General features: G+C 41.6%; 15 protein-coding genes. 1 reads left to right on the forward strand and 14 read right to left on the reverse strand.

Annotated features, from left to right (window positions below; genetic code table 11):
- The 13 genes from pdhA to paaA all read right to left on the reverse strand — a co-directional run bounded on the left by pdhA (nt 1) and on the right by paaA (nt 11508).
- Nucleotides 1–1056: a pyruvate dehydrogenase (acetyl-transferring) E1 component subunit alpha gene (gene pdhA / locus AAIB49_RS09500; protein WP_343457931.1), complete on the reverse strand. Its 1056-nt coding sequence runs from the start codon at nt 1054–1056 to the stop codon at nt 1–3.
- 135 nt (nt 1057–1191) lie between these two features.
- The gene (locus AAIB49_RS09505; protein ID WP_343457932.1) at nt 1192–2160 is read right to left on the reverse strand and encodes an NAD(P)H-dependent flavin oxidoreductase; all 969 of its coding nucleotides are present in this window, start codon (nt 2158–2160) and stop codon (nt 1192–1194) included.
- Between the two features lie 11 nt (nt 2161–2171).
- A complete protein-coding gene (locus AAIB49_RS09510) occupies nt 2172–2948 on the reverse strand; it encodes an enoyl-CoA hydratase-related protein (RefSeq protein ID WP_343457933.1) in 777 nt (258 codons plus the stop codon).
- 88 nt (nt 2949–3036) lie between these two features.
- Nucleotides 3037–4239 carry a thiolase family protein gene (locus AAIB49_RS09515; protein WP_343457934.1) on the reverse strand — a complete coding sequence of 401 codons (1203 nt, stop codon included), beginning with the start codon at nt 4237–4239 and terminating at the stop codon, nt 3037–3039.
- Entirely contained in the window at nt 4236–5111 is an 876-nt protein-coding gene (locus AAIB49_RS09520; RefSeq protein ID WP_343457935.1) for a 3-hydroxyacyl-CoA dehydrogenase, read from the reverse strand. Before AAIB49_RS09520 ends, AAIB49_RS09515 begins: the two co-directional genes overlap by 4 nt.
- A gap of 270 nt (nt 5112–5381) precedes the next feature.
- Nucleotides 5382–6902: an aldehyde dehydrogenase family protein gene (locus AAIB49_RS09525; protein ID WP_343457936.1), complete on the reverse strand. Its 1521-nt coding sequence runs from the start codon at nt 6900–6902 to the stop codon at nt 5382–5384.
- A 12-nt stretch (nt 6903–6914) separates the two neighbouring features.
- Entirely contained in the window at nt 6915–7691 is a 777-nt protein-coding gene (locus tag AAIB49_RS09530) for an enoyl-CoA hydratase-related protein (protein ID WP_343457937.1), read from the reverse strand.
- A 4-nt stretch (nt 7692–7695) separates the two neighbouring features.
- Nucleotides 7696–8466 carry an enoyl-CoA hydratase/isomerase family protein gene (locus AAIB49_RS09535; protein WP_343457938.1) on the reverse strand — a complete coding sequence of 257 codons (771 nt, stop codon included), beginning with the start codon at nt 8464–8466 and terminating at the stop codon, nt 7696–7698.
- Nucleotides 8459–8764, reverse strand: a complete 306-nt coding sequence (locus AAIB49_RS09540) for an EthD family reductase (protein WP_339212882.1) — start codon at nt 8762–8764, stop codon at nt 8459–8461. Before AAIB49_RS09540 ends, AAIB49_RS09535 begins: the two co-directional genes overlap by 8 nt.
- An 11-nt stretch (nt 8765–8775) precedes the next feature.
- Nucleotides 8776–9273 carry a 1,2-phenylacetyl-CoA epoxidase subunit PaaD gene (gene paaD, locus AAIB49_RS09545; protein WP_343457950.1) on the reverse strand — a complete coding sequence of 166 codons (498 nt, stop codon included), beginning with the start codon at nt 9271–9273 and terminating at the stop codon, nt 8776–8778.
- Nucleotides 9274–9327: 54 nt separating this feature from the next.
- On the reverse strand, nt 9328–10149 hold the full coding sequence (gene paaC / locus AAIB49_RS09550; protein WP_343457939.1) for a 1,2-phenylacetyl-CoA epoxidase subunit PaaC: 822 nt from the start codon (nt 10147–10149) through the stop codon (nt 9328–9330).
- Nucleotides 10146–10499 (reverse strand): 1,2-phenylacetyl-CoA epoxidase subunit PaaB, encoded by a 354-nt coding sequence (gene paaB, locus AAIB49_RS09555; RefSeq protein WP_339212878.1) that lies wholly within the window; start codon nt 10497–10499, stop codon nt 10146–10148. Before paaB ends, paaC begins: the two co-directional genes overlap by 4 nt.
- 19 nt (nt 10500–10518) lie before the next feature.
- Nucleotides 10519–11508 (reverse strand): 1,2-phenylacetyl-CoA epoxidase subunit PaaA, encoded by a 990-nt coding sequence (paaA, locus tag AAIB49_RS09560; RefSeq protein ID WP_343457940.1) that lies wholly within the window; start codon nt 11506–11508, stop codon nt 10519–10521.
- Between the two features lie 331 nt (nt 11509–11839).
- On the opposite strand from paaA, the gene paaX reads away from it, so the two are divergent.
- Nucleotides 11840–12673, forward strand: coding sequence for a phenylacetic acid degradation operon negative regulatory protein PaaX (gene paaX, locus AAIB49_RS09565; RefSeq protein ID WP_343457951.1), 834 nt, complete (start codon nt 11840–11842; stop codon nt 12671–12673).
- A gap of 233 nt (nt 12674–12906) precedes the next feature.
- On the opposite strand, the gene AAIB49_RS09570 is transcribed toward paaX, so the two are convergent.
- A complete protein-coding gene (locus AAIB49_RS09570; protein ID WP_343457941.1) occupies nt 12907–13644 on the reverse strand; it encodes a MerR family transcriptional regulator in 738 nt (245 codons plus the stop codon).
- Between the last annotated feature and the right edge of the window lie 55 nt (nt 13645–13699).

Below are 13699 nucleotides of genomic sequence, written 5' to 3' on the forward strand. Positions count from 1 at the left end.
TTACTCACCCCTTAACAGCTGAAGATAGGAATCTCTTTGTGTAGCCAATGAATGAGGAAGCTCTGCAAATACATGATCAAACAAATCCTCCACATTAGGCTTCGGATATGTTTCCATTGCTTTAACTGCTGCTTCAATTTCCTCTTCTATCTTTGCTTGAGTGGATTGGATATAAGCATCCTGCCAAAACCCTTCATTTTTCATAAACCGTTCCATTCGGACAATCGGATCGACAATTTCTGCTCCCTGCCCCTCTGGACGATATTTCGTTGGATCGTCTGCAGTGGTATGTGCTCCTGTTCTCCAGGTTACAGCTTCAATCAAGGTTGGACCGCCACCATTTCTAGCTCGCTCTGTGGCACGTTGCATTTCAAAATAAACCGCAAAAAAATCATTTCCATCTACCCGTACACTCGGAATCTCATAAGCTACTCCCTTTTGGGCAATTGTCTTCGAGTTCATTTGTCGTTCAAAGGGCACAGAAATGGCATAGCCATTATTCTGGTTGAAAAATATCGTTGGTGTTTGAAAGACACTTGCGAAATTCAATCCCTCATGAAAGTCTCCTTCTGACGTTGCTCCATCACCAAAATAGGCAATCGCGATATGTTGTGTCCCCTTCCGCTTTTCAGCCCACGATGCACCAACCGCATGGAGGAGTTGTGTTGCTATCGGGACAGCTGCTGGAAAGATATGTTTCCCTTCTGGTGGGACACAGCCCTCCAACCGTCCATTCCAATATAAAAATGTCCGGGTCATGTCCGCCCCAAAGGTTAACATCGCACCATGATCTCGATATGTAGGAAACAACCAATCATTTTCTCGCAATGCCAGTGCACTTCCCACCTGTGCCGCTTCTTGACCTTCAAACGGAGGATATGTTCCAATTCTCCCTTGTCTTTGCAGGCTTTTGGCCTTTTTATCAAATGTGCGAATTCGATACATATGGTAATACGCCTTCTGAACAAGCTCCTCTTGTATCAAGGATTTACTCGTAACATCGAGCAAATTGCCTTGGTCATCGATTACTTGCTTTAATGGATAAGCGTTCTCCATCCAATAACCTCCAATACTAGTCTAGTAGAACCAGAGTTATATATATCATTTAAAAATATAACGTTATTTTAACGTAATTTTATCATTATGTAATGTTCCGGTCAATCAATTATTATAAAATATAAATTTTTCAAACTACTCTATCTTGCTAATCGCTTCCAATTGCTTCAGTCCAGACTTTAGCTGATCTTTCGCCTCCTCCATCATGGTCTCTATTAATGTTCTTACACTTGGGATATCTTCTATTAATCCCGCTACTTGACCACCATTAATAAACCCCCGATCCAAATCACCATCAAGCGCACCGATTACATGGTGTTCTTCACTTGTTAGGCTGGCAAACTCCTGCAAGCTAACACCGTTTTTCTCTTTTTCTAGTAGACTTCTGACATAGGATGTACCGATTACACGTCTTAATCTATTAAAGCTTCGCCCAATAATAATCGCATCCGTACCATTTGCTTGAAGTAGTTGGGCTTTATAATTTTCATGAAAAGGTGCTTCCTTAGTAGCAATAAAGCGTGTGCCAATTTGAACCCCTTCTGCCCCTAACATTAGAGCTGCTGCCAACCCTTTCCCATTACCAATACCTCCTGCAGCGATGACTGGTATGGTAACCTTTTGGACGACTTGTGGAACCAATGTAAAGGTAGTAAGCTCTAGTGCCGAGTTAATTCCAGCTGCTTCAAATCCTTCCGCTACTAGAATATCTGCACCTGCTGCTTCCGCTTTTTGGGCATGCTTTACGGAGGCGACAATTGCGATAACGACTTTCCCATGTTCATGTAGCTTCGGTATATAGGGGGCTGGATTTCCAGCTGAAAGGGAGATCACTGGTATATCATGTTGAATACTTAGTGCTATTAATTCATCAACAAATGGCGATACTTGCAGTGCAATATTAAGGGCAAATGGCTTATTGGTTAATCGCTTCGTATCGAGGATTATGTTTTCTACTTGCACTGGTGTCATCGTGCCACAACCAATCGTCCCTAATCCCCCTGCATTCGAGACCGTAGCAGTGAGCTGTGCATTTGAAATATTTCCCATGCCCCCCTGGATAATCGGATAGGAAATAGTTAAAAGCTCAGTTACATTGTTCATCACTATACCTCCTATTTTCCTTGGAACTTAGGTGTTCTTTTTTCACTAAATGCTTGTAATGCTTCTATTCTATCCTCTGTCGGTATCGTGTGCTCATATGCTTTTGCCTCAATATCGAAGCCCGTTTTCAAGTCTGTATTCATGCCAACCGTTATCGCATATTTTGCTTGTGTTACAGCAATCGGCCCATTTTGAAGCATGCGATTGGCTAACTTATTACATTCATCTAACAAAGAATCCTTCGATACCACTTTTAGCAAAATGCCAAGTTCCTTTGCCTCATCGGCTGTAATCTTCCTTGCAGTAAGAATCAGCTCCTTAGCTCTCATCTCCCCAATTAATCTAGGTAAGCGCTGTGTTCCACCAGCACCAGGAATGATTGCCCAGCTTGTTTCCGTAAGACCCATTTTCACCTCATGTGCCGCAATCGCAAAGTCGCAAGCGAGCATAAGCTCAAATCCACCACCAAAGCAGTAACCATTTATCGCAGCAATAGTTGGCTGTGGGAGATTAGCAATTCGCTCAAAGCAATCACGAATCGCTTTCACATTTCGTCTTACTTCTTGTTCGGATAACGATTTTCGTTCTCTCAAATCGGCACCTGAACTAAATGCCTTATCACCGGCACCGGTAATAATAACCGCTCTAATTTCATGATCCAGATGGATTTGGTTTACGATCGTCATTAGTTCTGTTAGCATTTGGTAATTAAAAGCATTTAAGGCATTTGGACGGTTTAACGTAATGTAGGCGACATGGTTGTTTTTTTGGAAAAGAATTGTTTCCATTTGTTTCTCCTTTCGAGTGGTGCTATTCTATTTATATTTGGATGATTCTTGGAGGATTCCATTCACACCCTGTTTGTTTTTTGCATGCTTATACTCCTTCTACAATTACCGAGATACCCTGCCCTACACCAATACACATCGTTGCTAACCCATAGTGAACATTTCTCCGTCTTCCCATTTCATGTACTAGTGTCGTTAATATACGGGCACCACTTGCACCTAGCGGATGACCAAACGCAATAGCCCCACCATTAACATTTACCAATTCAGAATCTAGTTCTAACTGATGAATGCAGGCAATAGATTGCGAGGCAAATGCTTCATTTAATTCTACTAATCCAATATCCTGTACGGTTAAGTGGGCACGTGCCAGCGCTTTTCTCGTAGCATGAATTGGGCCTAGTCCCATCACCGCTGGCTCAAGACCTGCTGTTGCACCCGTTACATAACGGGCTAAGACGTTAAGGCCTAATTCCTTTGCTTTACTTGCACTCATTAATAAAAGTGCAGAGGCTCCGTCGTTAACCCCAGAAGCATTTCCAGCTGTGATCGTACCACTTTCAAATATTGGCTTTAGCTTTGCCAGCTTCTCCAAGGATGTATCTGGGCGGGGATGCTCATCTTGTTCAATGCGAATCTCATTCCCTTTCCTATCGTGATAGACAACCGGAACTAATTCTCGAGAAAATCGCTTTTCTTCTACTGCCTTTTTAGCACGCATTTGACTTTGAAAGGCAAATTGATCTTGTTCCTTACGACTAATTCCATAGCGTTTGGCTACATTTTCAGCGGTTTGTGGCATGGAATCGGTGCCATATAATGTATCCAGCTTAGAATTGATGAAACGCCACCCTATGGTCGTATCATAAAGCTCCATATTTCCCCTTGGAAAATCTTTGTCTGGCTTTGCCATAACGAGTGGTGCACGGGTCATGCTTTCCGTGCCACCAGCAATGAAACAATCACCTTCACCTACCGCTATTGCTCTAGCCGCATACATAACAGCATCTAGTCCAGAACCACAAAGACGATTAATCGTGGTACCACCAACTTCTACTGGAAGACCTGCAAGCAAAGCAGCCATTCTGGCCACATTTCGATTATCCTCCCCAGCTTGGTTAGCATTTCCTAAAACGACCTCTTCAATATCTGCAGCAGGCAAATTGGGATTTCTCTCCACTAGTGCTTTAATTACTACAGCTGCTAAATCATCTGGCCGGATATCCTTTAATGCTCCCTTATACCGTCCAATCGGCGTTCTAACTGCATCCACAATTACAACTTCTCTCACTTTTTCACCACCTCACCATCCGTAGAATAATCATAGACCCCTCTACCAGTCTTGCGCCCCAGTCTACCGGCCTTCACATATTGCTCTAATAATGGTGCAGGTCGAAACTTTTCTCCTAATGTTTCATGAAGATACTTTAAGTTATGGAGCCGTGTGTCCAATCCAACTAGATCGCCAAGCTCCAGTGGCCCCATTGGATAATTCAATCCTAGTTTTATCGCTTTATCGATATCTTCTGCACTAGCAACACCTTCTTGAAGCATGTAGAAGGCTTCATTTCCAACCATCGCACTAATCCTGCTTGTCACAAAGCCTGGAAATTCATTCACTTCAACGGTTTCCTTATTCATACGTTCTGCAACTTTCCGAATAATTTGCACCGTTTCCCTGCTTGTTTCTAGTCCCTTTACGATTTCAACTAGCTTCATTCGATGAACGGGATTAAAAAAGTGCATAGCTGCCACTTTTTCGGGTCTTTTGGTATAGGAGCCTAATTCTGTTGGGCTGATGGTTGAGGTATTCGAAGCGATTACGATATCGCTTGGTGCATGCTGATCAACGGTTTCTAACACATGCTTTTTTAACGCTCGTTTTTCCGGAACTGCTTCAATGACCAAATCTGTGTCACTTACGGTGTTGACGAGGTCTAATGACGTATGTAGCTTGGAAAATAGTTCGTTTGTTACTGCTTCGGATAGTTTATTTAAGGTGACTGCTTTTTCTGCAAGACGGGTTAATTCGTTTAGGGCACTCCTTAATTGTTCCTCGGATATGTCAACTAGTGTCGTGCGTATGCCAGCCAGTGCTGAGACATAGGCTATACCTCTTCCCATCACACCTGCTCCTACGACCGTAATGTTTTCTATCGTCATGTGTAAGCATTCCTTTCTCATAATTATTGCCTAGTGGATATAATAGTGGTCATGCCTTATCTGACCAAATACACAGAAGAAACCAGAGGGAGGATAGGTGACCCTATTCCCTCTAGCTACGTGGCGTAACCTCCTGTAGCAAGGTATTGGCAAATTCCCCCGATGGAAGCCTAGCTTATTCGCTAACGGTAAGAGGAAGCGCCAACAGACATCATGCTTTCTCTATAATAAGTAACATGTAATCGAGCAAAGGCGTATCATTAGCTATTCTTACACACCAAATGGATTTATCGGCTTTGGTCCGTAATAAGATAGGACACTTTTATCCTCCATATATAAATCAAGTGTTTCAACGGTTAATTCTCTTCCAAATCCTGATTGTTTGTACCCGCCAAATGGTGTTCCTGGGAAGGCGGAGAACGGGCTGTTAATCATGACAATCCCCGCTTGAATTTGATGGGCTACCCTAGTTGCTCTCGCTTGATTCGTCGTCCAAACAGCAGAGCCTAGTCCATACTCTGTATCGTTCGCTTGCTTTATTACGTCACGCTCATCAGAGAATCTCTCTACCACCACGACAGGGCCAAATATTTCTTCACGAACGACCTTCATATCTGGTGTTACATTCGTAATAATAGTTGGTTCATACCAGTAGCCATTTTCAAAGCCCTCTATCTTCCTCTCTTTTCCACCAGTTACAATGGTTGCCCCCTCTTCACGGGCAGATTGCACATAGGAATCAATCTTTTCCAACTGGCTACGACTTATGATGGAACCGATATGGGTAGCCTTATCAAATGGGTCGCCGAGCTTTAATTTCTCTGTTCTTGTAACGAACTGCTCCATAAATTCATCATAGATGGCTTCATGAACGAATAAGCGTGATCTTGCCTCACAGGACTGACCGGTATTAAAAAAGATTCCAAATAGAGAGCCTGCAACAGCCGCTTCTAAGTCCGCATCTTCAAAAACAATGCTCGGTGATTTCCCACCTAGTTCAAGTGTTAAACGCTTTAACGTACTAGCAGCCTTCTCCATAATGTCACGACCAGTTGGTGTTGAACCGGTGAATGCCACCTTATTGACGTCCTTATGGGTTACTAAATAATCTCCCACAACGTGCCCGGCACCAGGAATGGTATTTACTACTCCTTCTGGTACGCCTGCTTCATGACAAATCTCATTTAATAGAAGGGCCGTTATTGGTGTTAAGCTTGCTGGTTTTACAACAACTGAACAACCAGCAGCAATAGCAGGGGCAATCTTCCACGCAGCCATCATCATCGGATAATTCCAAGGAATAATCTGTGCACAAACGCCAACAGGCTCTTTATGTGTATAATTGAAAAATCCATTCGGCATATTATTTACCGTTCCTCTATGTCCAACAATTGCACCAGCATAAAATTCAAAGTCTTCGATGGCTTGATTAATTTGCACTTGTGCAGCACCAAGCGATTTTCCACTATTTAACACCTCAAGCTCAACAAGCTCCTGGAAGCGACTACGCATTATTTCCGCAATTTTATTTAATACACGGGCACGCTTTCCTACTGGATATTTACGCCATTTTCCATTGTCAAAGGAATTTCTCGCAGCTTGAACCGCTCTTTCTGCATCTTCTATTTGAGCCTTCGCAATCGTCGCAATAACTTCTCCCTTTGCCGGATTAAACGTTTCAAACACTTCCCCTGAAACACTTTCTACTCGCTCACCATTAATAATCATCCCGTAGTGACTACGCTTCATTTCTCCAACCGATGTAATTTTATCGGATACCACTTGTTCCATTATTTCTCCTCCTTATTTCCCAACAAAATTTGGTTTGCGTTTTTCCATGAATGCTTGGAGTCCTTCTTGGTGGTCTTGTGATAATCCTGCGATTCTCTGAGCAAAAGCCTCTTGCTCTAAAAAGGTTTCGTAGCTTGTGTGCATACTATCAAGCATATATCGCTTGATAAGGGAGAATGACGTTGTTGGTAGACTTGCAATATGTGAAGCAAATTCTCCTATTTGTGATTCCCACGCTTCTTCGCTAATAACTTTTGTGACTAATCCAATTTCTAGAGCCTCTTCCGCTATGATTGGTTTGCCTAATGTTGCAATCTCTATTGCCTTGGCATAGCCAACCATACGTGGAAGCTGATAAAGAAATCCAGAGTCTGGAACTAATCCAATATTCATAAAGGCACTAACGAATTTCGCTGTGTTCTTCATTACACGGAAGTCACAGGCTAGTGCTAAGCTCATTCCAGCCCCAGCAGCAATTCCATTAATAGCAGCAATAACAGGCTTCGACGTTTCCTTAAGCTGCTTTAACATCGGATGATATCGATTCTTTAAGAATTCAGCATGGTTCGTATGTTCATCGACATCCGCTAAATCCTGTCCTGAGCAAAAGGCTTTCCCATTCCCCGTTATGACAATACATGTCACTGCTTCATCCTTCGTTGCCTGTTTCAATGCTTTTCCTATCTCTACATTCATCTGTTCTGTAAATGCATTATAGGCAGCAGGCCGATTTAATACGATAGTGGCGATATTTTCATTTTTCTCATAAAAAATTGTTTCATAGTACATATCACTACTTCCCCCTATACGAAGGTGTTCGTTTTTCTGTGAATGCACGCATTCCCTCTTTTTGATCTTCCGAGGAAAAGGCAAGATAAAAATTTTTCCGCTCTAGCATTTTCCCCTCAAGTAGAGATGAGTCAGCTGCTGCATGAACGGCTTCCTTAATTAACCGTAACGATATTGGAGCTTGTTTGGATAGTTGATGGGCTAGCTTCATTGTTTCCTCCTCTACTAGCTCCGGTGCTACAATCCGATTAATAACCCCATAGTGGAGAGCTTCCCTTGCTGTCATTTGTTCTCCTAGCCAAATCCACTCTAACGCCTTTCTAACTCCCATCACTTTTGTAAGAAACTGGGTTCCACCTGCCCCAGGTAAAATACCGAGCTTTACTTCTGGAAAACCAAACTTAGCATCTTCGCTTGCAATAATCAGATCACAGTGAAGTGCTAATTCAAATCCTCCACCAAGTGCAAAACCATTTACTGATGCTAGTAGTGGCTTTTTAATTAGACTAATTCTATCCCACTGTGCAAATGGATTTAAGAGCTCTAATGAGAGTGACGTTTCTTCCATCATCTCCTCAATATCAGCACCAGCTGCAAAGGCCTTTTCATTCCCTTTTAACACAATGACCCGGATGGACCCATTCAGGTCAAAGGCTTCAAGCTGTGTCACAATTTCATCGACCATTTCTCGGTTCAAGGCATTGAGCACTTGTGGGCGATCGAACTGAATGACACCAACACCGTCTTCCGAGTAGACTTTAATGAATCTAGTCATTTACCTCTTCACCAATCATGAGCGTGACAATATCGCCCGCAAATTTCATCACGTCTCTCCCAGATGCCTTCCCTTCATCTGTTCTCATCGCCTGTTGTAAGGATTCATGATCGTCATAGTACATCTCACACAATAGATAGAATTCACTCTCTCCCATTGGTGAACCTACAATTCTAGTAACCTCCATCTTTCGTAATCCTGGAATCTTGCTTGTAATTGGTGCATGGGTGTTAAAATAATGCTCATCAAATTTTTCCTTATCTGCTGGTTGCTTGTATAACGCAATAAGTTTTACCATACTTTCTCCTCCTAATAATTGGTATGAAGTGGCTTTACCACTGGTTTCATTGCTTCAAATGGATTCCTGCAGACACGGCAATACAAGATACTGCGGCATGCAGTTGGTCCAAAAACATTTTCCATCGACGTGTAATCCGAGTCACAATATGGACAGTTCACCGTCCACTCATCCCCTGGCTGATAATTTTCTGGTGGCGGCGCAATGCCATGCTTCCTTAGCTCCTGTTTCCCTTTTTCGGTTATGGTATCGGTTGACCATTGATGCTCCATCGTAAATTTCACCTGGCAACTGGTAACCCATTCTAATGTTTCAACAGCCTTTTGCACATTTACCTCGATAAAGTCTAACGCCGGGCAGCCTGCAAACGTTGGAACCATTTTGATCTCCACCTGATTTCCGTCGATCGCGACATCATGTACCATACCTAAATCATAGACACTAACAGAAGGGAGCTCCGGGTCATCGACAGTCTTTAAGACAGCATAAATCGCTTCTAAATTCGTCATCTCCTCCAATGTCTCTCCTCCTCTCCTGTAACATGACACATTAAGATGATTCGTTTACCATGCTGCTGTTTTATCACTGTTATATACTTCCGCTAAAGTATCCAGCGCCTGTTCTAAATCAGCAGTATGCTCTTTGTTTCTACCATTCCCATATTTCTGTTGAAGTGGGCTTTGTGGTGTCTCTCGTAACACAGTTTTTACTTCCTCTAGCCATTTAGCCTTTAGTTCCTCTGCACTGATCATAATTAATTGATGCTTCCTCATATCTGCTTCCAATGCGCCAAGTTCTAGTACATCAGCAAATTCATTCCATGCTTCCTCGACGCGATCTTGTATCCGTTTCTTCGACTCTTCGGTAGCGCCTTGAAGCTGTCTCATCCAAATCCTCCAATGAGCCAAGTGATACGGATGCTCCATTAATACCTTTCTAGCAACATGAGCTAACGGTTGATAAGAACTATTTGCAATCGCTTCCAATTTAATCTTTTTAAACGTTTCATAGAAATAATTTCTCACTACTGCTAATGCCCAGTCGTAATATGGTTCTTCTAAATACGTCCCCTCACCATTGCGTTTTTCCAAGTAGCTGCCATTCCGTCGTTCACTTGGCTTTCTGTCATGTGCCAATATATCTGCCTTTCCTACCCCTAACGCCTCTAAAAGGTTGTAGTACATTACCGCATGCCCCATTGTATTTTGGGTAATAGAAGAGTAAGCCACATCCTCTTCAATATGAGGAGCTAACCCTAACCATTCGGAGCCTCTAAATGCTATCAATAAATCGTCATCTGCTAACTGAAATAAGAGCTCCTTTAACGCTTGAAAATACGTAGGGTCTTGCTTTGCTTGATCTGGTGTTTCGATTATCTCGCTCATTTTCTCTTCACCTCTTTCCAAGACATGATTTCTTTTTCATCAAGCATGCCCTGCTCTTTCTCCTTCCACTTTTGTCGTAAATACCCGTATCCTTTAGTTGTCCTGTACGCTTTATTATCCAAGCGCTTAGTCCAGACCTGTCTTTCCTCGCTATTCATCTTTCGAATATCACTTTGCTTTACGACCCATACATCCACTACGTCTTCCCGACGCATAAAATTTTCCTGTGCCATGATCATCGCCATCTCTTGGTTCGGTGCTAGCAAACTAAATTGATGCTGCATTGGCGCTTTGTTACCCCTTCTACTGAACACCTCATAAACCTGATAAAAATCGGATTCCTTCGTCATTTGTCTCTCCCTCCTCTCCTTACACCGTGATTGGGTCCTCAGCAAGCGCTTGGCGTACCCAACGGTTATGGTTATACGCAATCTCTCTTAATCGTAAACGCTCCTTTGATTTCGGCCCTTTATTTCGAATAATTTGTTTGAACTCATCCCAATCAGGCTGCTTGTAAATCCATTTTTCTTCTTTTTCATCATAACGAATCGTATCGTCTGGGACGGTTAGTCCGAGTGAAAATACTCTAGGCAAATATTTTGATAAAAATGCTTGGCGCAATTCTTCATTGGTACTCTTACGAATTTTATATTTAATCATAATGTCTTGCTTCGAGGATCCAGTCGTTTCAGCTGAAGCAGGGCCAAAGAACATGAGTAGTGCCGGCCACCAACGATTCAGTGATTCCTGTAAAATGTCACGTTGGTACGCATTTCCTTCCGCTAATGCCATAATGATGGACTCGCCATGTTGGGCGTGAAAAACTTCCTCCTGGCAAATTCGTTGTAATGCCCGTTGGTATGGACCATAGGACGCATCTAGCATATTGGTTTGTGACATAATGGCCGCGCCATCAACTAGCCAACCAACCATACCGGCATCTGCCCATGTTTTGGTTGGCATATGAAAGACATTATGAAACTTTAAATCTCCATTTAATAAATCCTCTATCAGATTTTCTCTCGTCTTCCCAAAAGGCTTCATCAGGTCTTCTGCGACCCGAAGTAATAATTGACCATGGCCCATTTCATCTTGCACCTTTGCCATTATGCCTAGCTTTCTTCTCAAGGTTGGAGCTTTTGGCACCCATTCTTTTTCAGGAAGTGCTCCCATTATTTCACTTATTCCATGCATGGAAATTAGCTTGATTAGAGCCATACGATAATCGGCAGGCATCCAGTCATCTGCTTCAATTTTTTCGCCAGAATTAATTCGGGCCATAAATGCATCATATTTCTCTGGATCTTGCTCAACATATGCAGTTGTTTTGGAATCCCCGTCCTCCACATAGTTATACATTCTACCACCCCTTCATAACGTTTCTTTAACGCAATGATAACAAAGTGTCATATTTATGACAATATAATAATTTTAAATTTTCACAAATTTAATCGACATTTTATGCTATAATGGGTTCTGCCAATCTAGTATTAAGGCTTCGATATCAAATTTATATAACAGTTAGAAATGTAGCGTTTTATTCCTGTTATTATTTATAAAAATGAGAAAGTAGGGCATTTACTGTTCAGCTCACAGATTTTTTGTTAAAATTTGAACATATAAAAATTACATAACCCGATGGACATAAGAGAGGACGTTTCAGGTGGAAAAGCAATTTAATACGAGGTCCATGATCTTCACGTTATTTGGAGATTATATTAGGCATTATGATAATGTGATATGGATTGGAAGCTTAATTCGATTATTGGAGGAATTTGGTCATAACGAACAATCGGTTCGAGCAGCTATTTCCAGAATGAGTAAACAGGGCTGGGTACAGTCAGAAAAAATTGGCAACAAGAGCTATTATTCCTTGACTGACCGAGGGAAAGCAAGGATGGAAGAAGCATCGAAGCGTATCTATAAAACCGAGCACCCATCTTGGGATGGACAGTGGCGACTTCTTGTATACACCATTCCTGAGAATAAACGCCATTTACGAGATGAATTAAGAAAAGAACTGGTGTGGAGTGGATTTGGTTTATTATCAAATAGCTGCTGGATTACCCCAAATCCATTAGAAGAGCAAGTAAATCTGTTAATGGAGAAATACGATATCCATGAGTATGTTTCGTTCTTTAATGCCTCATATATTGGTATGAATAATGAGGAAGATCTAGTTCAAAAATGCTGGAATCTTGATGATGTGAATGAAAAGTATCAATTATTCATTCAAGAATATAGTCAAAAATACGTTATCGACAAAAATAAAATTGAAAAAGGGGAATTAACGGATGGTAGTTGCTTTGTGAAGTCAGCGCTTTTAGTCCATCAATACCGGAAGTTTTTATTCATTGACCCAAACCTACCGCAGGAGCTTTTACCAACTAGATGGCTTGGTGACTCTGCTGCTTCCTTATTCACGGACTATTATAATATGTTAATTGAGCCAGCAAGACGATTTTTCAAGAATGTCTACGAACAAGGGGACGTACAAAAAATACAGGCGAATTGGAATAAGTAGTAAACCTGTAGGATTTTCGTTAAAAGGTAGGAAGTCTTTTTCATTCGAAACTAATTTAGAGTGGCCGTAACATGAGGTAGGGAGCTTGTCATTTGCCGAAGCTCCACTACCCTCATGTTACGGCCTTTAATTAGTGGTTTTCTAAAACTCCGATATGTAACTTAGTCAGCTACATGTGTTGCATTAGATTTAAACATCAGACTTCATCAGTACATGTTGTTACCAAGATTTGTTTACTTACGTTGCTTATAGAGTTCTTCAACAGCATGCTCAATGAATTGAATTACATCAGCATCAATTGGATAATTACCCATCGGACTATTATTATTTTTTATTTCATTCCAGGATTTATCTCGAAGCTCCTCATTATCATGGAACATGGTGTTGACCTGATCCATCCATCTTTTGGCTATTGATTGTGCAACCTCTGAGGAAGGGTCCTTATCGAGGTTGGCTTTCACTTCTTTGATGAGTTTAACCCATTCCCTTACCTCTTGATTTTCATCCCCCAAATGTGGTAAGTGATGTAAAAATTGTTGTTCTTCCTGTGTAAAGTAATTGTCTAAATAACGTTTTATGTTAGCTGGATTCTCTTTATACAGGTCGACAAGTTGTTGAACCACGTCCCATTTTAATTCTTCTTCTAATTCCATTGATTGCAAAATAGAACGAATCGCGGATTCCATCTTTTTTAGGTGCTCTTGTTCTTTTTTTATAGACTGAAGTTGATGGTGCAATGTCTCTTCCCAGGTTTGATCCATTGTTCCTAACATCCTCTTAATGGATTCTAGAGGATAACCCAAAAATTTAAGAGCCAGTATTTGCTGTAATTTCATACTCTCATTTTTACCATACAATCGGTTTCCTCCATCTGTTTTTGCAGCAGGCTTTAGTAAACCGATTTCATCATAATATTGCAATGTTCGTACAGAAATATTCCCCATTTGTGCCAACTCCCCAACAGAATACATTGTTCATCACCTCCATAAGGTATCCTTCACGTATTAATTGTAGAATATCTCGTTA

The organism is Ornithinibacillus proteolyticus, assembly GCF_039581225.1.
In the GTDB taxonomy this organism is placed as follows: Bacteria; Bacillota; Bacilli; order Bacillales; family Amphibacillaceae; genus Ornithinibacillus; species Ornithinibacillus massiliensis.

Coding starts and splice junctions, on each gene's coding strand:
- pdhA (WP_343457931.1), bottom strand. CDS start 1,056: ATGGAGAACGCTTATCCATTAAAGCAAGTAATCGATGACCAAGGCAAT.
- AAIB49_RS09505 (WP_343457932.1), bottom strand. CDS start 2,160: ATGAACAATGTAACTGAGCTTTTAACTATTTCCTATCCGATTATCCAG.
- AAIB49_RS09510 (WP_343457933.1), bottom strand. CDS start 2,948: ATGGAAACAATTCTTTTCCAAAAAAACAACCATGTCGCCTACATTACG.
- AAIB49_RS09520 (WP_343457935.1), bottom strand. CDS start 5,111: ATGACGATAGAAAACATTACGGTCGTAGGAGCAGGTGTGATGGGAAGA.
- AAIB49_RS09525 (WP_343457936.1), bottom strand. CDS start 6,902: ATGGAACAAGTGGTATCCGATAAAATTACATCGGTTGGAGAAATGAAG.
- AAIB49_RS09530 (WP_343457937.1), bottom strand. CDS start 7,691: ATGTACTATGAAACAATTTTTTATGAGAAAAATGAAAATATCGCCACT.
- AAIB49_RS09535 (WP_343457938.1), bottom strand. CDS start 8,466: ATGACTAGATTCATTAAAGTCTACTCGGAAGACGGTGTTGGTGTCATT.
- AAIB49_RS09540 (WP_339212882.1), bottom strand. CDS start 8,764: ATGGTAAAACTTATTGCGTTATACAAGCAACCAGCAGATAAGGAAAAA.
- paaD (WP_343457950.1), bottom strand. CDS start 9,273: ATGACGAATTTAGAAGCGATTTATGCTGTCTTAAAGACTGTCGATGAC.
- paaC (WP_343457939.1), bottom strand. CDS start 10,149: ATGAGCGAGATAATCGAAACACCAGATCAAGCAAAGCAAGACCCTACG.
- paaB (WP_339212878.1), bottom strand. CDS start 10,499: ATGACGAAGGAATCCGATTTTTATCAGGTTTATGAGGTGTTCAGTAGA.
- paaA (WP_343457940.1), bottom strand. CDS start 11,508: ATGTATAACTATGTGGAGGACGGGGATTCCAAAACAACTGCATATGTT.
- paaX (WP_343457951.1), top strand. CDS start 11,840: ATGATCTTCACGTTATTTGGAGATTATATTAGGCATTATGATAATGTG.
- AAIB49_RS09570 (WP_343457941.1), bottom strand. CDS start 13,644: ATGTATTCTGTTGGGGAGTTGGCACAAATGGGGAATATTTCTGTACGA.